Source organism: Georgfuchsia toluolica, from assembly GCF_907163265.1.
Lineage (GTDB): Bacteria > Pseudomonadota > Gammaproteobacteria > Burkholderiales > Rhodocyclaceae > Georgfuchsia > Georgfuchsia toluolica.
The window spans coordinates 3,383,971-3,404,156 of record NZ_CAJQUM010000001.1 but is presented as its reverse complement, the minus strand read 5'-3'; the positions used below and the strand labels follow the sequence as shown (position 1 = coordinate 3,404,156).

The following is a 20,186-nucleotide window of genomic DNA, read 5'->3' as shown; positions in this document are numbered from 1 at the left end:
TCACCCCTAACTCCTCACTGAAAGGAATCAAAATGGGCAAGATCATCGGTATCGACCTCGGCACCACCAACAGTTGCGTCGCCGTCATGGAAGGCGGCAAGCCAAAGGTGATTGAAAACTCGGAAGGCGCGCGCACCACGCCATCCATCGTCGCCTATGCCGAAGACGGCGAGATTCTGGTCGGCGCCTCGGCCAAGCGCCAGGCCGTCACCAACGCCAAGAACACGCTGTATGCGGTGAAGCGCCTCATCGGCCGCCGCTTCGAGGAAAAGGAAGTGCAGAAGGACATCGCCCTGATGCCCTTCAAGATTGTCAAGGCCGACAACGGCGACGCCTGGGTTGAGGTACGCGACAAGAAAATCGCCTCGCAGCAGGTGTCGGCCGAAGTGCTGCGCAAGATGAAGAAGACCGCCGAAGATTATCTTGGCGAGGAAGTCACCGAAGCCGTCATCACCGTGCCGGCCTACTTCAACGACAGTCAGCGCCAGGCCACCAAGGACGCCGGCCGCATCGCCGGACTGGAAGTCAAGCGCATCATCAACGAACCGACCGCAGCGGCGATCTCCTTCGGCCTCGACAAGAAGGAAGGCGACCGCAAGATCGCGGTGTTCGACCTTGGCGGCGGCACTTTCGACATCTCCATCATCGACATCGCCGAGATCGACGGCGAGCACCAGTTCGAGGTCATGTCGACCAACGGCGATACCTTCCTCGGCGGCGAGGATTTCGACCAGCGTCTGATCGACTACATCATCGAGGAGTTCCGCAAGGAACAGGGCGTCAATCTCAAGGCCGACGTGCTTGCGTTGCAACGCCTCAAGGAAGCGGCCGAAAAAGCCAAGATCGAGCTGTCATCGAACCAGCAGACCGAAATCAACCTGCCCTACATCACCGCGGACGCCAGCGGCCCGAAGCACCTGGCGATGAAGATCACCCGCGCCAAGTTCGAATCGCTGGTGGATGAGTTGATCGAACGCTGCGCCGCACCCTGCCGCATGGCCATCAAGGATGCCGGGGTCAAGATCGAGGATATCGGCGACGTGATCCTGGTCGGCGGCATGACGCGCATGCCCAAGGTGCAGGAGAAGGTCAAGGAACTGTTCGGCAAGGAGCCGCGCAAGGACGTCAACCCGGATGAGGCCGTCGCCATCGGCGCCGCGATCCAGGGCGGCGTGCTGCAGGGCGAAGTCAAGGACGTGCTGCTGCTCGATGTGACCCCGCTCTCGCTCGGCATCGAAACTCTGGGCGGCGTGATGACCAAGCTGATCCAGAAGAACACCACCATCCCGACCAAGCAGAGCCAGGTGTTCTCCACCGCCGACGACAACCAGAGCGCGGTGACCATCCACGTGCTGCAGGGCGAACGCGAAATCTCGGCCGGCAACAAGAGCCTCGGCCAGTTCAACCTGACCGACATTCCGCCGGCACCACGCGGTTTGCCGCAGATCGAAGTCACCTTCGACATCGACGCCAATGGCATATTGCATGTGTCAGCCAAGGACAAGGCGACCGGCAAGGAAAACAAGATTACCATCAAGGCCAATTCCGGGCTGTCGGAAGACGAAATCCAGCGCATGGTGCAGGATGCCGCCGCGCACGCCGAGGAAGACAAGAAGGTGCATGAACTGGTCGACGCGCGCAACCACGCGGACGGCCTCGTGCATACCGTGAAGAAGACATTGGCCGAGCATGGCGACAAGATCGACGCCTCTGAAAAGAGCGCCATTGAAGCCGCCATCAAGGAAGTCGAAGACGTCATCAAGGATGGCGACAAGGACGCCATCAGCGCCAAGGCGCAGGCGCTGGCAACGGTCTCGCAGAAGCTCGGCGAAAAGGTCTATGCCGACGCGCAGGCTGCCGCGGGCACGGCAGGTGCGGGTGGCGGCGCAGCGCCGGGCGACGATGCCGGCGGCAAGGACGAAGGCGATGTCGTCGACGCGGAGTTCACTGAAGTCAAAGACAAGAAGTGAGGAGCAAGGAGAGAGGGGTGAGGAGCAAAATCCTCGCTCCACTCTCGCCGCCGGTACACTCCTGACTCTTCACTCCTAACTCCTTACTCGTTTCAAATGGCCAAAAAAGACTTTTACGAAGTACTCGGCGTCAATCGCGACGCATCCGACGACGAGATCAAGAAGGCCTACCGCAAGCTGGCCATGAAACACCATCCGGACCGCAATCCGGACAACCCCAAGTCTGAAGAGCAGTTCAAGGAAGCCAAGGAAGCCTACGAGATTCTTTCGAACGGGCAGAAGCGGGCCGCCTATGACCAGTACGGCCATGCCGGCGTCGATCAGCAGGCCGGTATGGGCGCGGGCGGTTTTGGCGGCGCGGGCTTCTCGGATGCCTTCGGCGATATTTTCGGCGACATCTTCGGTGGCGGCCGTGGCGGTGGCGGCCGCTCGAATGTCTATCGCGGCGCCGATCTGCGCTACAACCTCGAAATTACGCTCGAAGACGCCGCGCGTGGCGCCGAGACCAAGATCCGCATTCCTACCATGGATGAGTGCGAAGCCTGCGACGGCAGCGGCGCCAAGAAGGGAACAAAAGCCGAAACCTGCCCCACCTGCCACGGCCACGGCCAGGTGCGCATGCAGCAGGGCTTCTTCTCAATCCAGCAGACGTGTCCCAAATGCCATGGCACCGGGCGCTACATCCCGACGCCCTGCATCAATTGCCACGGCGCGGGCCGCATCAAGAGCCACAAGACGCTCTCGATCAAGATTCCCGCCGGTGTCGACGAAGGCGATCGCATCCGGCTTTCCGGCGAAGGCGAGCCCGGCGTCAACGGCGGGCCGGCGGGCGATCTGTACGTGCAGATCCACCTCAAGCAACACGGCGTCTTCACGCGCGATCACGACGACCTGCATTGCGAAATGCCCGTCAGCTTCACCATCGCCGCGCTCGGCGGCGAAATCGAGATTCCCACGCTCGACGGTGTCGCGCGCCTGAAGATTCCCGCGGAAACGCAAACCGGCCGGGCGTTTCGTCTGCGCGGTAAGGGCATCAAGGGAATTCGCAGCATCGGCCACGGCGACCTGATGTGTCATGTCGTGGTCGAAACGCCAGTCAACCTGACTACACGTCAGAAGGATCTGTTACGAGAATTCGAGGCCATCAACCAGCAGGATAGCGGCCTGCACAATCCACGCGCAAAAGGCTGGATGGACAAGGTAAAAGAGTTCTTCTCGAGTTGACCTTCAGTGATACTTGCGCTCGAGTTGCGTCGACATCAGATGCAGGCAATACCTGCATCGTATCTGCCGTGCAGATAAATCCAGAAAAGGCAGTTCCCACGGCGAATACGGCGGCACGGCGAAAACACAAGGAGGCCCATTGGCAAACTTTTGATTTTTCGCCGTGCCCGCCGTCTCGCCGTGGTTCAAATGAGGTTTTCAGGATAAACGATCCCGATAAATCTCAGGCACGGCGCCAGGTAGTGCCCTGCGGCGAATCTTCCAGCGCGATCCCGGCCGCCTTGAGTTCACCGCGAATGCGATCGGCCTCGGCAAAGTTTTTCGCTTTCTTGGCAGCGACACGAGCTGCGATTTGCGCTTCGATCTGCTCAACCGAAAGTCCGTCATTTGAGCTCAGTCCGGTTTGCAGAAACACCGTGGGGTCGCGTTGCAGAAAGCCCAGCACGCCACCCAGGCCCTTGAGTTGCGCGGCGAGCCCGGCTTCGCCGCGATTCACTGCCCCCACCAGATCGAACAGCACGGCCACCGCCTCCGGCGTGGCGAAGTCGTCATTCATCGCCGCCTTGAAGCGCTGCGCGTGGGCTTCATCCCAGTCGATGACGGCCTCTCCCCTGAAATCCTTGAGCGCGGTATAGAGCCGCGTCAGCGCCTGACGCGCGTCATTGAGATGGGCGTCGGAATAATTCAGCGGACTGCGATAGTGCGCGCGCAGGATGAAGAAGCGCACCACCTCGGCGTCATATTTTTTGAGCACCTCGCGGATGGTGAAGAAGTTGCCGAGTGACTTCGACATCTTTTCGTCATCGACGCGGACGAAGCCATTGTGCATCCAGTAATTGACGAAGCTGCCCTCGGCAATGTCACTGGCGCCTTCGCTCTGCGCGATTTCGTTTTCGTGGTGAGGGAACTGCAAGTCCTGTCCGCCGCCATGAATGTCGAAACGTTGACCGAGCAGACGCGAACTCATCGCCGAACATTCGATATGCCAGCCCGGTCTGCCCGGACCCCAGGGCGAGGCGTATTTCACTTCCTCGGGTTCGCTGTCCCTGGCGTGCTTCCACAGCACGAAATCGAGCGGGTCCTGCTTGCCCTCGGCGACATCGACGCGTTCGCCGGCACGCAGGTCGTCGAGCGACTTGCCGGAGAGCTTGCCGTAGCCGGCGAACTTGCGCACCGAGTAGCAGACGTCGCGATTGGCGGCGCTATAGGCATAGCCGCGTTGTTCGAGTTGGCCGATCATCGTCAGCATGTCAGAGACATAGTCGGTGGCACGCGGCTCGGCGTCGGGACGCAGCACGCCCAGCGCATCGGCATCCTCGTGCATGGCAGCAATGAAGCGGTCGGTCAGAGCGCGAATGCTCTCGTTATTTTCGGCCGCGCGCTTGATGATCTTGTCGTCGATGTCGGTGATGTTGCGCACATAATTGACCGCATAACCGGCCTGACGCAGCCAGCGCGTCACCATGTCGAATACCACCATGACGCGGGCGTGGCCTAGATGGCAGTAGTCGTACACCGTCATGCCGCAGACGTACATGCGCACCCTGCCCGGGTCGATGGGAATGAATTCCTGCTTGGCGCGACTGAGAGAGTTGTAAAGCCAGATCATGGGAAGGGGTTAGCGTGAAAGGACGTAAATTGAAGCGATTTGTTTTGACCGAGCGTAGCGAGCTAATGAGTAGCCCCGCCCCGGGGCGGGGATTGGGATGGGGGAAGTCCAATTAGCCTTTGCGCTTTATCATCATCAATGGTGCAACAACATTGCATGCGCGTTAGGGCGTAAATCCGGCGCTTGCGCCCGAATTGGCTATATCTTTTCTTGTTAGAATCGTACGCTGTATTCAATTCAAAGTCGGGCCAGTTTACCATGACCGCATCCAGCCTTTACCCGCGTCGCGCGCGACTCCTCCTGTTCGCGGTACTGACCGCCTGCATGATGTCCGCCGCCCACGCGGATGCCCTGCAGGACGCCGGCAAACTGTTAAGGCAGGGGCAGGCCAAGCAGGCGCTGGAACAGGTGGATGGCTATCTGGTTGCCCATCCCAAGGATGCCTCGGCCCGCTTCCTGCGCGGCGTCATTCTCACCGAGATGAAGCGCGACAGCGAAGCAATCGCGATTTTCACCAAATTGACCGAGGATTATCCCAACCTGCCCGAACCCTATAACAACCTGGCTGTCATCTACGCCCAGCAGAAGCAGTACGACAAGGCCAAGACAGCGCTGGAAGCGGCGATCCGCACGCATCCCTCCTATGCGACCGCGCACGAAAACCTCGGCGACATCTACGCGCGCCTGGCCAGCCAGGCCTACGACAAGGCGTTGCAACTCGATTCCTCGAACAAGACTGCACAGACCAAGCTGTCGATGATTAGCGACCTGATGATGGTGTCGGCGCAAGCCGCATCACCGCCAGCAGCGCGGCCTCCTGTAGCAGTTGCCACGACAGCCGAGCCAAAGCCCGCGCCGCTGCCTGCGCCCGCAGCGAAACCTGCGGAACCCGCGAAGCCCGCACCCAAGCCCGAGTCCGTGCCGGCTGCCGGCAATGTCGGCGACGATGTGGCGAAGGTGATTGCCGCATGGGCCGAAGCATGGTCGAGCAAGAACGCCAAGGCCTATCTTGCTTTCTACGCCAGCGATTTCAGGGCGCCGCGCGGTGAATCGCGCGCCGCCTGGGAGGCGGAGCGCACCAAACGCGTCACCAAGCCCGGCAAGATCAACGTCACCATCGAAAGCGCCAGAGTGACACATGAGGTCACGCCGGAAGGCGCCGACCAGGTGGTCGTCAAATTCCGTCAGCATTACAAGTCCGCCACCCTGTCGTCGTCAAGCAACAAGACCCTGCTCATGACCCGGCAAAACGGCCAATGGAAAATCCTGCAGGAACGGATCGGCGGTTGAAGCTTTCCGGCCATTGGCGGCGCGCCTTCACCATTGCGCTCTGCGCGGCCAGCGTCGCGCTGGCCGCGCCCGCCCGCTATTCCGACGCCGGGCCCGAGCCGCTGTTGGCAAATACGCTGGCGGCCATCGACCAGGGGGATTTTCCCAAAGCCATGCGGCAGGTCGATGCGTTGATCGGCGCCTACCCGAATTTCCGTCTCGCCTATTTGATCCGCGGTGACCTGCTGCTGGCGCAGACCAAGCCTTTATCGACCTTTGGCGAAGGCGGCAGGAACGCACAGGACAAGGTTTCCGATCTGCACGAAGAAGCCGTGGCGCGCCTCCGTGCCTGGCGCGACAAACCGCGGGGCGATGCGTTACCGCGTTACCTGCTGAAGATGGAGAAAGCGCAGAAGTTCGCCATCGTGGTCGACACCCAAAAATCACGCCTCTATCTCTACCGGAACGACGACGGCATGCCACGTTTCGTCGCCGACTATTACATCACACAGGGCAAGCTGGGCGCCGACAAGATCAGGGAAGGCGACAAGCGCACGCCGATCGGCGTCTATCACGTCACCTCCAGCCTGTCGCGCAAGCAGCTCGGCGACTTCTACGGCAGCGGCGCCTATCCGATCAATTATCCCAATGAATGGGACAAGCGCCGCGGCCGCAACGGCCGCGGCATCTGGCTGCATGGCACCCCGTCCAACACCTTCTCGCGGCCGCCCAAGGCTTCTGACGGCTGCGTAGTGCTCGCGAATCAGGATCTCGACGCCATCGCCGCCGACCTGCAGATCGGCCTCACGCCGGTGATCATCAGCAACAGCATCGAATGGCTTTCGCTCGACGACTGGCAGGCGGAGCGCAGTTCCCTGCTCGCCATGCTTGACGAGTGGCGCCACGACTGGGAAAGCCGCGATGGCGACAAATACGCCAGCCACTACGCGCACGATTTTCTCGCCGACGGGCAAAATCGGAACCAGTGGCTCGAACAAAAGCGCAAGGTCAACGTCGGCAAAAGCTGGATCAAGGTCGCCACCAACAACATCAGCATGTTCCGCAACCCCGGCAAGGAAGAATACGTAGTGGTGACTTTCGAGCAGGATTACCGCAGCAGCAACCTCTCGAACGTCGTCAAGAAGCGCCAGTACTGGATCAAGGAAGACGGCCGCTGGAAAATCATTTATGAAGGAACTGTATGAAACTGATTAAAGAAGTTCTGCTGGGGCTTGCCCTGGCATTGCTGGTTTGCGCGTCCGCATCTGCCGCCGGACCGCAAAGTGCGCCGCGCGTCGAGATGAAAACCAGCCTGGGAACGATTGTTGTCGAACTCAATCCGGCCAAGGCGCCGAAGACCGTGGAAAACTTTCTCCGGTACGTTAAGAGCGGTTTCTACAACGGCACGATTTTCCACCGCGTGATGCCGGGTTTCATGATCCAGGGCGGCGGCTTCGAGCCCGGCATGAAGGAAAAACCGACCCGCGACCCGATACCCAACGAAGGCAAGAACGGCTTGCGGAACATGGCCGGTACCATCGCCATGGCCCGGCGCGGCGATCCCGATTCGGCCACCGCCCAGTTCTTCATCAATCACGTGGATAATCCCATGCTCGACTATCCCAACCCCGACGGTGCCGGGTACGCCGTATTCGGCCAGGTGGTCAGGGGCATGGACATCGTTCAGAAAATCGCGCAGGTTCGCACCGGCAATGCAGGCATGTTCGAGAATGTACCGCTCACCCACGTCGTCATCGAATCAGTCAAACTACTGCCCGATTCAAAATAACCCTTCCGGAAAAACATCATGATCAAACTGCATACCAACCACGGCGTCATCAGCATCGAACTCGACGGCGAAAAGGCGCCCAAGACGGCGCAAAACTTCATCGACTACGTCAGCGCCGGTCACTACAACGGTACGATCTTCCATCGCGTCATCGACGGCTTCATGATCCAGGGCGGCGGCTTCGAGCCCGGCATGAAGCAAAAGCCGGTGCGCGCGCCGATCGAGAACGAAGCCAACAACCAGCTCAAGAACAAGCGCGGCACGCTGGCCATGGCGCGCACCAATGACCCGCATTCGGCCACGGCGCAGTTTTTCATCAACGTCGTCGACAACTCCTTTCTCGACCACACGGCTCCTACCGGCAGTGGCTGGGGCTACTGCGTCTTTGCCCGTGTCGTCGATGGCATGGATGTGGTCGACAAGATCCGCGCCGTCAAGACCGGCAGCTCCGGTTTCCACCAGGACGTGCCAGTGCAGGACGTGGTGATCGAAAAGGCCGAAGTAGTGTGATGCAGCGCCGTTCGCGCTGAGCCTGTCGAAGCGCAGCCGATCACTGCAACCTGGAACCGGCCTTCGACAAGCTCAGGCCGAACGGCAGACGACGTCCGACCATGGAACTCTTCCTCTCCGACCTGCACCTGCACGAATCGAGGCCGGAGACAACGCAGCTTTTTCTTGATTTCATCGCCGCTCCGGCGCAAGGCGCGCAGTGCCTCACCATCCTCGGCGACCTGTTCGAGTACTGGGCCGGCGATGATGACATTGGCACCTCGTTGCACGCCCGTGTCTGCGCCGCGCTCAAGTCGCTCGCGTCGCGCGGCACGGCCATCCGCTTTCTCGCCGGCAACCGCGATTTCCTGATCGGCGCCGGCTTCGCTACAGCCAGCGGCGCCGTGCTGCTGCCCGATCTCCTGGTCGAAGCCGTCGCCGGCACGCCGGCGCTGCTGCTGCATGGCGACACCTTGTGCAGCGACGATGCCGCCTATCAGGACTACCGCCGCCAGGTGCGCAACCCGATCTTCATCGAAAATTTTCTGCGCCGCCCGCTGGCCGAACGCAGAGCCTATATCGAAGAGATGCGCCAACGCAGCGAAGTGGAAAAGCGCGGCAAGGACATGGCCCTCATGGACGTCAACGCCGACGCCGTGCGTCAGGCTTTCCGCGATGCGAATGTCACGCGCATGATTCACGGCCATACCCATCGCCTCGCCCTGCATCGTTATGAGATCGACGGCAAGTCCTGCGAACGCTGGGTGCTCGGCGACTGGGGCAAGACGGGAAACTTCCTCGAATGCGACGAATCCGGCTGGCGCTTCCGCACCTGGGACGGCAAGCAGGCAACCGCGATCAGAAGCTGATCAGTTCCTTCGGCAACTGGAACTTGACGCGCTCCTCGATGCCTTCAAGCGACTTTACCTCACCGCCGCCGATTTCGCGCAAACGCTCCACCACCTGCTGCACCAGCAGTTCCGGCGCGGAAGCGCCCGCCGTGACGCCAATGCATGACTTTCCGGTAATCCATGCCGGGTCGATCGACTCGGCATCGTCGACCAGATAGCCGGGAATGCCGCGATGCTCGGCCACTTCGCGCAAGCGGTTGGAATTGGAACTGTTGTGCGAGCCGACCACGATCAGCACGTCGCAGTCCATGCTCTTCACCGCGTCCTGGCGGTTCTGCGTGGCATAGCAGATGTCGTCGCGGGCCGGCAGCAGGATGGCGGGAAAACGCGCCACCAGTGCCTTGATGATGGAGGCCGCGTCGTCCACCGAGAGCGTGGTCTGCGTCACATACGCCAGCTTTTGCGGATTCGTCACGCGCAAGGAGGCAACGTCGGCAACATTCTCGACCAGATACATATGGCCGTCGGTCTGACCCATGGTGCCTTCGACTTCAGGATGGCCGCGATGGCCGATCATGACGATCTCGTAACCGTCGCCGACCAGCCGCGCCACCTGGTTATGCACTTTGGTCACCAGCGGACAGGTCGCGTCCAGTACCCGCAGCTCGCGGCTGCCGGCCGAGCGGCGCACCGCCTGCGACACGCCATGGGCGCTGAACACCAGCACCGCGCCATCGGGCACCTGATCGACTTCCTCGACGAACACCGCGCCCTTGCCGCGCAATGTTTCGACCACATAGCGGTTGTGCACCACTTCATGCCGCACGTACACCGGCGCGCCGTATTTCTCCAGCGCGCGCTCGACCACAGCGATGGCGCGATCGACGCCGGCACAGAAGCCGCGCGGGTTGGCAAGGAGAATGGTTTTGGTCATGAAGCTTCCTTGCGCATGAGTTGATGCAGCAGCAGCAGGGCGACGCCGACCGAGATCGCGCTGTCGGCCACGTTGAAGGCCCAGAAGTGCCAGCCGGCATAATGAAAATCGAGGAAGTCCACCACCGCGCCATGGTGCATGCGGTCCACCGCGTTGCCGATAGCCCCGCCGAGTATCAGCGCCAACGCCGCCGGTTGCAGACGCTCCGCCGCATGCTCGCGGAGCATCCACACAATCCACGCAGAAATGCCAATGGCAAGGGCGAGAAAGAACCAGCGCTGCCAGCCATCCGCGCCCGATAAAAAACTGAACGCCGCGCCGCGGTTAAAGACAAAGACCAGATTGAAAAAATCCGTCAGCGCAATACCGCCATTCTGCGGAATCGACGCCAGCACCCAGGCCTTGCTCGCCTGATCAAGCACGATCACGACTGCCGCCAGCAGCAGCCAGTTCAGGAATCTGACAGGGCAGCCGAGACCACCCGTTCGCCCTGAGCTTGTCGAAGGGCGCGAGCAACAATTGACGCGTGGTTCGACAGGCTCACCACGAACGGAACCAGTAGGCGTTTCCCTAGGCATGGCTGCGCACTTCACCAGCGCCGAACAGATTGGATGCGCAGCGTCCGCACAATTCCGGATGTTCTGCCGCATGTTCATGTTTACCGACATCGGCGCGCCAATGCCAGCAGCGCGCGCACTTGACGTGTGCGGTCGGCGTGGCGATCACGGCCTCGGCGCCGGCATCGGCGGCCTTGACCAGCGTGGTCCTGGAACAGATCAGCACAAAACGCAAATCGTCATCGAGCGCGGCGAGGTTCTCATACCGCGCACCGCTGGCGCGAATCTCCACCTCAGCCTGCAAGGACGAGCCGATCTTGCCTTCGGTGCGCAAATCTTCGAGCACCTTGGTCACTTGCGAGCGCACTTCGCGAATCTGCTGCCAGCGTTCGAGCAGTTCGGCTTCGCCCTGTTGCTCCGGCAGCACATGCCAGGAATGCAGCATCACGCTGTCGTCAGGCTTGCCGTTGATCACGGCCCAGATTTCTTCGGCGGTGAAAGACAACACCGGCGCCATCAGCCGCGTCACGCATTGGGTGATATGCCACAGCGCACTTTGCGCCGAACGGCGCGCCTTTGAATCCGCAGCCGAGGTGTAGAGCCGGTCCTTGAGGATGTCGAGGTAGAAGCCACCGAGATCTTCGGAGCAGAAGCCTTGCAGCGCCTGTACCACCTTGAGAAATTCATAGCGCTCGTAATCGCCGGCCAACTGCGTTTGCAGCCGCCGCATCAGCGCCAGCGCATAGCGGTCGATCTCCAGCCACTCCGCAACCGGGAGTGAATTCTTGCCGGCATCGAAATCCGCCGTATTCGCCAGCAGGAAGCGCAGGGTATTGCGCAAGCGGCGATAGGTCTCGACCACGCGGTCGAGGATTTCCTTCGAGATCGTCAGCTCGCCCGAATAGTCGGTGGAAGCGACCCAGAGACGCAGGATTTCGGCGCCCATCTTGTCGGACACTTCCTGCGGCGCTATGACATTACCCTTCGACTTGGACATCTTCATGCCCTTGCCATCCACCACAAAGCCGTGCGTCAGCAACGCCTGGTAAGGTGCGCGGCCGTCGATGGCGCAGCCGGTGAGCAGCGAGGAATGGAACCAGCCGCGATGCTGGTCCGAACCTTCGAGATAAAGGTCAGCCGGCCAGGCCAGTTCGTCCCGGTGCGAACCGCGCATGACGCTCAAGTGGGTGACGCCGGAGTCGAACCAGACATCGAGCGTATCGCTCATCTTGATGTACTGGGCCGCTTCAGCGCCGAGCAGTTCCGCCGCCTCCATGTTGAACCAGGCATCGATGCCGCCCTGCTCCACGCGCAAGGCGACCTGCTCGACAAGTTCCAGCGTACGCGGATGCAGCTCGCCGCTTTCCTTGTGCAGGAAGAAAGGGATCGGCACACCCCAGTTGCGCTGGCGCGAAATGCACCAGTCGGGACGATTGGCGATCATCGCATTGAGCCGGGCTTGCCCCCAAGCGGGATAGAAAGTCGTATCAGCGATGGCCTGCAGCGCATGTTCGCGCAGGCTGGTGCTGCCGTCGGGTTTGCGATCCATGCCCACGAACCACTGCGCCGTGGCGCGATAGATGACCGGCGTCTTGTGGCGCCAGCAATGCATGTAGCTGTGGGTGATGGTTTCGTGCTTGAGCAGCGCGCCGACTTCGCGCAGCTTGTCGACGATGTTCGGGTTCGCCTTCCAGATGAACTGGCCGCCGAAAAATTCCAGGCTCGGCACATACACGCCGTGGCCCTGCACCGGATTGAGGATTTCATCGAAGCCGCGCCCATTGGCGCGCCAGATCATGAAGTCGTCCACGCCGTAGGCCGGCGAGCAATGGACGATGCCGGTGCCGGCATCGGTGCCAACGTATTCGGCCAAATAGACCGGCGCTACGCGATCGTAGAAGGGATGATGAAATTCGATGCCGGCGAGCTGCGCGCCCTTGGCCGTCGCCATCACCGTGCCTTCCAGGCCATATCGTTTCAGGCACTCCTCGACCAGTTCCGCGGCAAGCAGCAACAACTTGTCGCCGACGTCCACCAGCGCGTAATTGAATTCCGGATGGATATTCAGCGCCTGATTGGCGGGAATGGTCCACGGCGTGGTGGTCCAGATCACGGCGAACGACGGCTTGGCCAGGCGGTCGAGCTTGAAGGCTGCCGCCAGTTTTTCCGGCTGGTCGCAGCGAAAGGCGACATCGATGGCGTCCGACTTCTTGTCCTCGTACTCGACCTCGGCTTCGGCCAGCGCCGAGCCGCAATCGAAGCACCAGTTCACCGGCTTCAAGCCCTTGAACACCCACCCCTGCTCCAACATCCGGCCCAGCGCGCGGATTTCGGCGGCCTCGGTCTTGAAGTCCATCGTCAGATAGGGGTTGTCCCAATCGCCGAGGACGCCCAGGCGGATGAAGTCCTTTTTCTGCCGCTCCACCTGCTGCGCCGCATAGGCGCGCGACAAGGTGCGCACCTTGTCCGCCGCGATGCCCTTGCCGTGCTGCTTTTCGATCTGGTGCTCGATCGGCAGGCCGTGGCAGTCCCAGCCTGGCACATAGGGCGCGTCGAAACCCGCCAGCGTCTTGGCGCGGACGATGATGTCCTTGAGAATCTTGTTCACCGCATGACCGATATGGATATCGCCATTGGCATAAGGCGGGCCGTCGTGCAGCACAAAGCGCGGCCGGCCCTGCGCCGCGGCGCGAATCTTTTTGTACAACTGCTTTTGCTGCCAATCCTTGACCCAGCCCGGCTCGCGCTTGGCGAGATCGCCGCGCATCGGAAACGAGGTGTCGGGCATGTTCAGCGTCTTGCGGTAATCAGCCATGGTTTAATGTGAAAAAGCAGAAACAGCGCCCATTGTGATATCGAGCGTAGCGAGCCAAATGGCAGCCCCGCCCTGGGGCGGGGTATGGGGGTGGGGGACGTTCAATTTGCCTTTACGCACTTTTATCCTCAGGGGTGGCGTTGGCGGCTATACGCGTTAATCCTGCAAAGTACCTTCTGGTGTCATCCACATCACGGGCAATCTGCTCTTTCAAGGCATCGACCGAGTCGTATTTTTTCTGATCGCGCAGCTTGTGCACAAAATTCACCGACACATGCTGACGGTAAATCTCCGCGGAAAAGTCGAGCAGATGCACTTCCAGCACCGGCTTCAGGCCATAGCCCAGGGTCGGCCGCACGCCGATGCTGGCCGCGCCTTGCAAGGGTCGCTCCTGCAGGCCTTCCACGGTCACCGCAAACACGCCGTCGAGCGGAATGCGTTTGCGGCGAAACTGGATATTCGCCGTGGGAAAACCGAGTTTGCGGCCGATCTTGTCGCCGTGGATCACCCGCCCTGCCACGTTGTAGGTGCGGCCGAGCAGGCGCGCGGCCAGTTCCAGGTTGCCCGCAAACAGCGCCTCGCGCACGGCGGAACTGGAAACGCGAATGCCATCCACCTCCACGGTATGCATCGCGTCCACCGTAAAGCCCTGCGCCGCGCCCGCCGCCTGCAAGGTGGCGAGATTGCCGGCGCGTTTCCTGCCGAAGCAGAAGTCGTCGCCGATGATCAGGTGTTGCACGCCGAACCCCTGCACCAGCACGCGGTCGATGAACTCCTGCGGCGTCTGTGCCGCGAGTTGGCGTCCGAAGCGCAACACGAAAGTATGGTCCACCCCCGCCGCCTGCAACAGCGCCAGTTTTTCGCGCATGCCGGTCAGGCGCGCCGGAGCCTGATCCGGAGTGAAGAACTCGCGCGGATGTGGTTCGAAGGTCAGCACACAGGCCGGCAGATGGTGCGCCCGCGCCACGGCAATCAGCTTGTCGAGCATGGCGCGATGCCCCAGATGCAGACCATCGAAATTGCCGATGGTCAGTGCCGTCGGGGTTGTCGATTGCTCCGGAACGCTGACTGAAATTTGCATCGCCACTGCATGCGGGAAAAGGGGACGGATTATATCAGCCGGGGTAGGCCCAGCCGGCCCGTGAGGCCTTGGGACAGGCAGTCAACAAGCCGGTCGGCACAGTTGAAACGCCGCTAGAATCCGCTTTCCTTCTCCCCGCCTCCGCCATGCCCGACCATCTGCTCGAACTGCTGGCCCCCGCCCGCGACGCCGACATCGGCATCGAAGCCATCAAGCACGGCGCCGATGCCGTGTATATCGGCGGCCCGGCCTATGGCGCGCGCGCCGCGGCCGGCAATCGGGTGGAGGACATCGCCCGGCTGGCGAACTTCGCGCATCGCTTTCACGCCAGAGTCTTTGTCACCCTCAACACGATTTTCGACGACAGCGAGATCGAGCCCGCGCGCAAACTGGCCTGGGAACTCCACGCCGCCGGTGCTGACGCCTTCATCGTGCAGGACATGGGCCTGCTCGAAGTGGATATGCCACCGCTGCCCCTGCATGCCAGCACGCAGACCGACATCCGCACGGCGGAGAAAGCGCGCTTCCTGCAGGACGTCGGCTTTTCGCAGATCGTGCTGGCGCGCGAACTGACGCTCGACGAAATTCAGCGCATCCGCGCCGCCACCGACCCGAAACGCTGCCGGCTGGAATTCTTCATTCATGGCGCGCTGTGCGTGGCCTTCTCGGGTCAGTGTTACATCAGTCATGCGCACACCGGGCGCAGCGCCAATCGCGGCGAATGCGCGCAGGCCTGCCGCCTGCCCTATACCCTCGAAGACCCGCAGGGCCGCATCGTCGCCTATGACAAACACCTGCTCTCGCTGAAGGACAACGACCAGAGCGCCAACCTCTCCGCCCTGATCGACGCCGGCATCCGCGCCTTCAAGATCGAAGGCCGCTACAAGGACATGGCCTACGTCAAGAACGCCACCGCCCATTACCGCCAGTTGCTCGACGCCATCATGGCAGAGCAACCGCAATATGCCGCAGCATCGTCGGGACGCAGCACGCACCTGTTCACCCCGCAGCCGGAAAAGAGCTTCAACCGCGGCAGCACCGACTATTTCGTCAATGGCCGCGAGCACAGCGACATCGGCGCCTTCGATACGCCCAAGTTCGCCGGCGAAGCCATCGGCAGCGTCACCCGCATCGGCCACGACTGGTTCGAGATCGACGGCGCGGTTGAACTGCACAACGGCGACGGCGTGAGCTACCAGCCGGCCAGCAATAAGGGCAGCGACAAGCTCTCGGGCATGCGCATCAACGTTGCGCAGGGCAAGCGGCTGTTCCCCAACGAGATGCCAGACGACCTGCAAAAGGGCATGACGCTGTATCGCAACCGCGACCAGGCCTTCGAGCGCGCGCTGGAGAAGGAATCCGCCGAGCGGCGCATCGGCGTGATGATGAGCCTGACAACGAGCAACAAAGAGGAATCGTCACGCCGTTCGGTTCGTACCACGGGGATTTCCTCCGGTCATGGTGAGCCTGTCGAACCACAGGGCCTGCAACTCACGCTCACTGATGCTGACGGCATCACCACTACCGTGCATTGCGATGCGAAGATCGAAATGGCACGCGATGCTGAAAAAGCACTGACCACATTGCGTGGCAATCTTGCCAAGCTGGGCAACACCGATTTCATCGCCACAGAGATCGATATCGCCGTCCCCTGGTTCGTCCCCGCCTCGCTCATCAACGGCCTGCGCCGCGACGGCATCGCAGCCCTCATTGCAGCGCGCGAAGCCATGCGCCCGCGCCCGCCACGCGCCATACCCGTCGAACCGCCCGTACCCTACCCGGAGAAAGAACTCACTTATCTCGCCAATGTACTCAACCAGCATGCGCGCGACTTCTATCGGAAGCACGGCGTCGAGTTGATCGCCGACGCTTACGAGGCCGACACCACGCCCGGCGAAGTCTCGCTCATGATCACCAGGCATTGCCTGCGCTACAGCTTCAACCTGTGCCCGAAGCAGGCCAGGGACTGGCAGCTCAAGGGCATCAAGGCCGAACCGATGACGCTGATCAACGGCAGCGAACGCCTGACGCTGCGCTTCGACTGCAGGGCCTGCGAGATGCATGTGGTGGGGAAGAGCAAGAATCGGGTGATCCCGCTGACACCAGTCGGCAAGGCGTATTGAGTTAACATAGGCGGCATGTTTTATCTTGATCTCTTCCGCGCCCTTGATCAGGAACAGGTTCGTTACCTTTTGATTGGCGGACTGGCGCTCAATATCCATGGTGTCGAACGCGCCACGATGGATATCGACCTCATGCTCGCCATGGACAGCGACAACCTGAAATCCTTCCTGCGCGTTGCACGGTAACTGCAATTACAACCCGTGCTGCCCGTGAGTCTGGAAAGTCTTGCCGACACGGCGCAACTCAGACGCTGGGGTGAGGAAAAGCACATGCTCCCCTTCGGCCTGCGCCCACCGGGGCCTTCTGCACCGACACTCGACATCCTGATTCAACCCAGCATTGATTTCGGCCAGGCATGGCAACGGCGCATCGAAAAAATCGTCGGCGGCGACCACATACAGCTTGCCCACATCGACGACCTCATCGCCTTGAAAAGTGGTACGGGGCGCCTGCGCGACCAGTCCGACATCGCGGCACTTGAACGCCTCAAGCAACTGGGTGCCTCATGAACATTCAGCGCGCGGACTTTGCCTACGAAATATCGGATGAACGCCTCATCGCCTACGGCCGCATCCCGCTGCTGGATCGGCTGCGCTGGCTCGACGAAGTACGGCGTTTCACGCTGATGGTGCGAAACGCACCGACTAGTGCGCAGGAAGATGTTGTCATAGAAGACAAACCGAACCTGGCCCGTTAATCCTTGTAAATAGAGTATTCTTGTTTCGCAATTGATTTCCTATTTCGCGCCACGGTAACACTGTCACCAGAGGAGCCGGGACAATAAAAATGGACGAAATCGCAAAATATCAGGTTTCGGTTGACGCGCTTACCATTGCTCTAGAGGAGCGTGACGCTTATACGCGGAGCCACTGTGATCGGGTTGTGGTTCTTGCAAGTGAACTGGGCGAGGCGTGCGGTCTGTCGCATAGCGAAATGCAATTGCTCCACCTGAGCGCGCTTTTCCACGATATCGGAAAGATCGGGATTCCTGACCATATATTGCTGAAGCCCGCGGCCCTTGATGATGAAGAATGGTCGGTGATGAAAGCACATTCCGAGAAAGGGGAGCGAATCGTCAGGTCTGCCAGGACGAATTTTTCCGACGATCTGGGCCTGATAATTCGGCATCATCACGAATCGTTTGATGGCAGCGGTTACCCAGACGGCCTTTGTGGTGGAAACATCCCTTTGCTATCGCGTGTATTACTGGTCGTCGACGCATACGACTCCATGAGCACGCTGCGCCCTTACCACGGAGTTAAAACGCACTCCGAAGTAATTGGAATCATGAATCACGAGAATGGCGAAAAATTTGATCCCAGAATTTTGGGGGAGTTCTCCAGGCTTATCGACAAGAGTCCTTTGTGAGTCGGCTAATTCGACCACACTAATGTGACGCGGACTTCATTAGTAACTGATCATGTGCGGCCGTTACGGCACCCCGGAAGAAACTGAATACGAGCGTTTTTGGCACATCGGACAGAGCAAATGGCGCTCGCCTTTTCAACGGCTACCCGCACTGAGCAATGCGATAATCCTCCGCCCCGAATCCATTCCTGCCCCATGCCCCTGCTCCGTCTCAGCAACGCCTGTATCGCCTACGGCCATGTGCCGCTGCTTGACCATGCCGATTTCCTGCTCGATGCCGGTGAGCGCGTCGCGCTGATCGGGCGCAACGGCAGCGGAAAATCCTCACTATTGCGTGCGCTGGCCGGCACGGGTGCGCTGGATGACGGAGAGTCATGGCGCCAGCCGGGACTCAAGCTGGCCTATGTGCCGCAGGAACCGGGATTCGATGCTGCTCAGACGGTATTCGAAGCGGTTGTCACCGGCATGGGTTCTGCCAGCCGTCTGCTCGCCGAGTGGCACGAGGTCTCGCATCAACTCACTATTGTGGACAGCGACCACGACGCACTGCTGGCGAAACTCAATCATCTGCAACACGAACTTGAAGTCGTCGGCGCCTGGTCGGCGGCGAACCAGGCCGAGCGCGCGATCCAGCGTTTCAGCCTTGATCCTGAGGCGAAGGTCGGCACACTTTCCGGCGGGCAGAAAAAACGTCTCGCCCTGGCCCAAGCGCTGGCTTCCGAACCCGAAGCGCTGCTGCTCGACGAACCGACCAATCACCTCGACGTCGGCGCCATCGAATGGCTAGAAGAGATGTTGCTCGGCTCCGGCATCAGCCTGCTGTTCGTCACCCACGACCGGCGTTTTCTCGACCGGCTGGCGACGCGCATCGTCGAACTCGACCGCGGCAATCTGGCCAGTTTTCCCGGTTCCTTCGCCGCATACCAGGCGCGCAAGGCGCAGATGCTGCAGGACGAGGCGATCCAGAACCGCAAGGCCGACCGCCTGCTGGCGCAGGAAGAAGTGTGGATTCGCAAAGGCGTGGAGGCACGGCGCACGCGCGCCGAAGGCCGCATCCGTCGCCTCGAAGCGTTGCGTGCCCAGCGCGCCGAACGACGCGACAAACTTGGTGCCGCGCGGCTCGCGCTCGATGCCGGCGACAAGAGCGGCAAGCTGGTGGCCGAACTGAAGAACGTCAACAAGTCATTCGGCGACAAGGTGATCGTGCGCGATTTCACCACGCGCATCCTGCGCGGCGACAAGATCGGCGTCATCGGCCCCAACGGCGCGGGCAAGACGACATTGCTGCGGCTGATCCTCGGCGAACTCGAAGCCGACAGCGGCACGGTAAGGCTCGGCAGCAAGATCGAGGTTGCTTACTTCGACCAGTTCCGCGCCGCGCTCGACCCGGAAGCGAGACTGGTCGACGTCATTTCACCCGGCTCCGACTATGTTGAAATCGGCAATCAGCGCAAACACGTCATCGGTTATCTCGAAGACTTCCTGTTCGCGCCGGAACGCGCGCGTTCGCCGGTGAAGTCGCTCTCCGGCGGCGAACGCAACCGCCTGCTGCTGGCGCGGCTGTTCGCGCGCCCGGCCAACGTGCTGGTGCTCGACGAGCCGACCAACGATCTCGACATCGAGACGCTCGAACTGCTCGAACAACTGTTGCAGGACTACGACGGCACGCTGTTTCTGGTCAGCCACGACCGTACCTTTCTCGATAACGTGGTGACGCAGACCATCGCCTCGGAAGGCAATGGCAGATGGAAGGAATATGCCGGCGGCTATGCCGATTGGCTGCGCTGCCAGAGCGACAGGCGTACCGAAACGAAAGAAGCTGCCGGCGCATCCAGGCAAAGTCAAAAGCAGGCTGCGGCAATCGCAAAGAACAGCAAACTGTCCTGGAAGGAACAGCGCGAACTCGAAGCGCTGCCCGGCCGCATCGCTGCATTGGAGGCGGAACAGGGCACACTCAGCGCGCGCCTCGAAGACCCGGCAGTACATGCGGCCGGCGGTGATGGCCAGAAGATCGCCGCGCGGTTGGAAGCCATCGACAACGAGTTGATGACGCTGCTGGAACGCTGGGAAAGCCTGGAAGGCCGCACTGCCTAGCGATTTGAGGTC

18 protein-coding genes are annotated in these 20,186 nt (G+C 61.0%); 13 read left to right on the top strand and 5 right to left on the bottom strand.

Features of this window, described 5'->3' with window-relative positions; all coding sequences use genetic code 11:
• The first annotated feature begins 32 nt into the window (after positions 1 to 32).
• Both dnaK and dnaJ read left to right on the top strand, forming a co-directional pair.
• Entirely contained in the window at positions 33 to 1,970 is a 1,938-nt protein-coding gene (dnaK, locus tag K5E80_RS16125; RefSeq protein WP_220637117.1) for a molecular chaperone DnaK, read from the top strand.
• Between the two features lie 96 nt (positions 1,971 to 2,066).
• Entirely contained in the window at positions 2,067 to 3,194 is a 1,128-nt protein-coding gene (gene dnaJ, locus K5E80_RS16120) for a molecular chaperone DnaJ (RefSeq protein WP_220637116.1), read from the top strand.
• A gap of 223 nt (positions 3,195 to 3,417) precedes the next feature.
• Here dnaJ and cysS read toward each other — a convergent pair whose 3' ends face one another.
• Positions 3,418 to 4,803: a cysteine--tRNA ligase gene (gene cysS / locus K5E80_RS16115; RefSeq protein WP_220637115.1), complete on the bottom strand. Its 1,386-nt coding sequence runs from the start codon at positions 4,801 to 4,803 to the stop codon at positions 3,418 to 3,420.
• A gap of 258 nt (positions 4,804 to 5,061) precedes the next feature.
• Here cysS and K5E80_RS16110 point away from each other — a divergent pair, with 258 nt between their 5' ends.
• The 5 genes from K5E80_RS16110 to K5E80_RS16090 all read left to right on the top strand — a co-directional run bounded on the left by K5E80_RS16110 (position 5,062) and on the right by K5E80_RS16090 (position 9,219).
• Positions 5,062 to 6,093: a nuclear transport factor 2 family protein gene (locus K5E80_RS16110; protein WP_220637114.1), complete on the top strand. Its 1,032-nt coding sequence runs from the start codon at positions 5,062 to 5,064 to the stop codon at positions 6,091 to 6,093.
• Positions 6,060 to 7,277: a L,D-transpeptidase family protein gene (locus K5E80_RS16105; RefSeq protein ID WP_220637113.1), complete on the top strand. Its 1,218-nt coding sequence runs from the start codon at positions 6,060 to 6,062 to the stop codon at positions 7,275 to 7,277. Before K5E80_RS16110 ends, K5E80_RS16105 begins: the two co-directional genes overlap by 34 nt.
• A gap of 5 nt (positions 7,278 to 7,282) precedes the next feature.
• Positions 7,283 to 7,861, top strand: a complete 579-nt coding sequence (locus K5E80_RS16100; protein ID WP_281420357.1) for a peptidylprolyl isomerase — start codon at positions 7,283 to 7,285, stop codon at positions 7,859 to 7,861.
• 18 nt (positions 7,862 to 7,879) lie between these two features.
• Entirely contained in the window at positions 7,880 to 8,371 is a 492-nt protein-coding gene (locus tag K5E80_RS16095; protein ID WP_220637112.1) for a peptidylprolyl isomerase, read from the top strand.
• 101 nt (positions 8,372 to 8,472) lie between these two features.
• The gene (locus K5E80_RS16090; protein WP_220637111.1) at positions 8,473 to 9,219 is read left to right on the top strand and encodes a UDP-2,3-diacylglucosamine diphosphatase; all 747 of its coding nucleotides are present in this window, start codon (positions 8,473 to 8,475) and stop codon (positions 9,217 to 9,219) included.
• Here the strand turns inward: K5E80_RS16090 and ispH are convergent.
• The 4 genes from ispH to K5E80_RS16070 form a co-directional block, all read right to left on the bottom strand.
• The gene (gene ispH / locus K5E80_RS16085) at positions 9,209 to 10,135 is read right to left on the bottom strand and encodes a 4-hydroxy-3-methylbut-2-enyl diphosphate reductase (protein ID WP_220637110.1); all 927 of its coding nucleotides are present in this window, start codon (positions 10,133 to 10,135) and stop codon (positions 9,209 to 9,211) included. The two genes, K5E80_RS16090 and ispH, sit on opposite strands and share 11 nt — an antisense overlap.
• On the bottom strand, positions 10,132 to 10,575 hold the full coding sequence (lspA, locus tag K5E80_RS16080) for a signal peptidase II (protein WP_343213267.1): 444 nt from the start codon (positions 10,573 to 10,575) through the stop codon (positions 10,132 to 10,134). Before lspA ends, ispH begins: the two co-directional genes overlap by 4 nt.
• 130 nt (positions 10,576 to 10,705) lie before the next feature.
• On the bottom strand, positions 10,706 to 13,507 hold the full coding sequence (gene ileS / locus K5E80_RS16075) for an isoleucine--tRNA ligase (protein ID WP_220637108.1): 2,802 nt from the start codon (positions 13,505 to 13,507) through the stop codon (positions 10,706 to 10,708).
• 112 nt (positions 13,508 to 13,619) lie between these two features.
• Positions 13,620 to 14,588 (bottom strand): bifunctional riboflavin kinase/FAD synthetase, encoded by a 969-nt coding sequence (locus tag K5E80_RS16070; RefSeq protein ID WP_220637107.1) that lies wholly within the window; start codon positions 14,586 to 14,588, stop codon positions 13,620 to 13,622.
• A 146-nt stretch (positions 14,589 to 14,734) separates the two neighbouring features.
• Between K5E80_RS16070 and K5E80_RS16065 the strand changes: the two genes are divergently transcribed.
• The 6 genes from K5E80_RS16065 (at position 14,735) to K5E80_RS16040 (ending at position 20,174) form a co-directional block, all read left to right on the top strand.
• The gene (locus K5E80_RS16065; RefSeq protein WP_220637106.1) at positions 14,735 to 16,711 is read left to right on the top strand and encodes a peptidase U32 family protein; all 1,977 of its coding nucleotides are present in this window, start codon (positions 14,735 to 14,737) and stop codon (positions 16,709 to 16,711) included.
• A gap of 15 nt (positions 16,712 to 16,726) precedes the next feature.
• Positions 16,727 to 16,897 carry a hypothetical protein gene (locus K5E80_RS16060; RefSeq protein WP_220637105.1) on the top strand — a complete coding sequence of 57 codons (171 nt, stop codon included), beginning with the start codon at positions 16,727 to 16,729 and terminating at the stop codon, positions 16,895 to 16,897.
• A 15-nt stretch (positions 16,898 to 16,912) separates the two neighbouring features.
• Positions 16,913 to 17,221, top strand: coding sequence for a hypothetical protein (locus K5E80_RS16055; protein ID WP_220637104.1), 309 nt, complete (start codon positions 16,913 to 16,915; stop codon positions 17,219 to 17,221).
• Complete coding sequence (locus tag K5E80_RS16050) at positions 17,218 to 17,409, top strand: hypothetical protein (protein WP_220637103.1); 192 nt, start codon at positions 17,218 to 17,220, stop codon at positions 17,407 to 17,409. Before K5E80_RS16055 ends, K5E80_RS16050 begins: the two co-directional genes overlap by 4 nt.
• An 89-nt stretch (positions 17,410 to 17,498) precedes the next feature.
• Positions 17,499 to 18,080, top strand: coding sequence for an HD-GYP domain-containing protein (locus K5E80_RS16045; protein ID WP_220637102.1), 582 nt, complete (start codon positions 17,499 to 17,501; stop codon positions 18,078 to 18,080).
• A 195-nt stretch (positions 18,081 to 18,275) separates the two neighbouring features.
• Entirely contained in the window at positions 18,276 to 20,174 is a 1,899-nt protein-coding gene (locus K5E80_RS16040; protein ID WP_220637101.1) for an ATP-binding cassette domain-containing protein, read from the top strand.
• Positions 20,175 to 20,186 lie beyond the last annotated feature (12 nt).

Bases quoted from the DNA above. Each gene is read 5' to 3' on its own strand.
- dnaK (WP_220637117.1), top strand. From the start codon at position 33: ATGGGCAAGATCATCGGTATCGACCTCGGCACCACCAACAGTTGCGTC.
- dnaJ (WP_220637116.1), top strand. From the start codon at position 2,067: ATGGCCAAAAAAGACTTTTACGAAGTACTCGGCGTCAATCGCGACGCA.
- cysS (WP_220637115.1), bottom strand. From the start codon at position 4,803: ATGATCTGGCTTTACAACTCTCTCAGTCGCGCCAAGCAGGAATTCATT.
- K5E80_RS16110 (WP_220637114.1), top strand. From the start codon at position 5,062: ATGACCGCATCCAGCCTTTACCCGCGTCGCGCGCGACTCCTCCTGTTC.
- K5E80_RS16105 (WP_220637113.1), top strand. From the start codon at position 6,060: ATGGAAAATCCTGCAGGAACGGATCGGCGGTTGAAGCTTTCCGGCCAT.
- K5E80_RS16095 (WP_220637112.1), top strand. From the start codon at position 7,880: ATGATCAAACTGCATACCAACCACGGCGTCATCAGCATCGAACTCGAC.
- K5E80_RS16090 (WP_220637111.1), top strand. From the start codon at position 8,473: ATGGAACTCTTCCTCTCCGACCTGCACCTGCACGAATCGAGGCCGGAG.
- ispH (WP_220637110.1), bottom strand. From the start codon at position 10,135: ATGACCAAAACCATTCTCCTTGCCAACCCGCGCGGCTTCTGTGCCGGC.
- ileS (WP_220637108.1), bottom strand. From the start codon at position 13,507: ATGGCTGATTACCGCAAGACGCTGAACATGCCCGACACCTCGTTTCCG.
- K5E80_RS16070 (WP_220637107.1), bottom strand. From the start codon at position 14,588: ATGCAAATTTCAGTCAGCGTTCCGGAGCAATCGACAACCCCGACGGCA.
- K5E80_RS16065 (WP_220637106.1), top strand. From the start codon at position 14,735: ATGCCCGACCATCTGCTCGAACTGCTGGCCCCCGCCCGCGACGCCGAC.
- K5E80_RS16060 (WP_220637105.1), top strand. From the start codon at position 16,727: ATGTTTTATCTTGATCTCTTCCGCGCCCTTGATCAGGAACAGGTTCGT.
- K5E80_RS16050 (WP_220637103.1), top strand. From the start codon at position 17,218: ATGAACATTCAGCGCGCGGACTTTGCCTACGAAATATCGGATGAACGC.
- K5E80_RS16045 (WP_220637102.1), top strand. From the start codon at position 17,499: ATGGACGAAATCGCAAAATATCAGGTTTCGGTTGACGCGCTTACCATT.
- K5E80_RS16040 (WP_220637101.1), top strand. From the start codon at position 18,276: ATGCCCCTGCTCCGTCTCAGCAACGCCTGTATCGCCTACGGCCATGTG.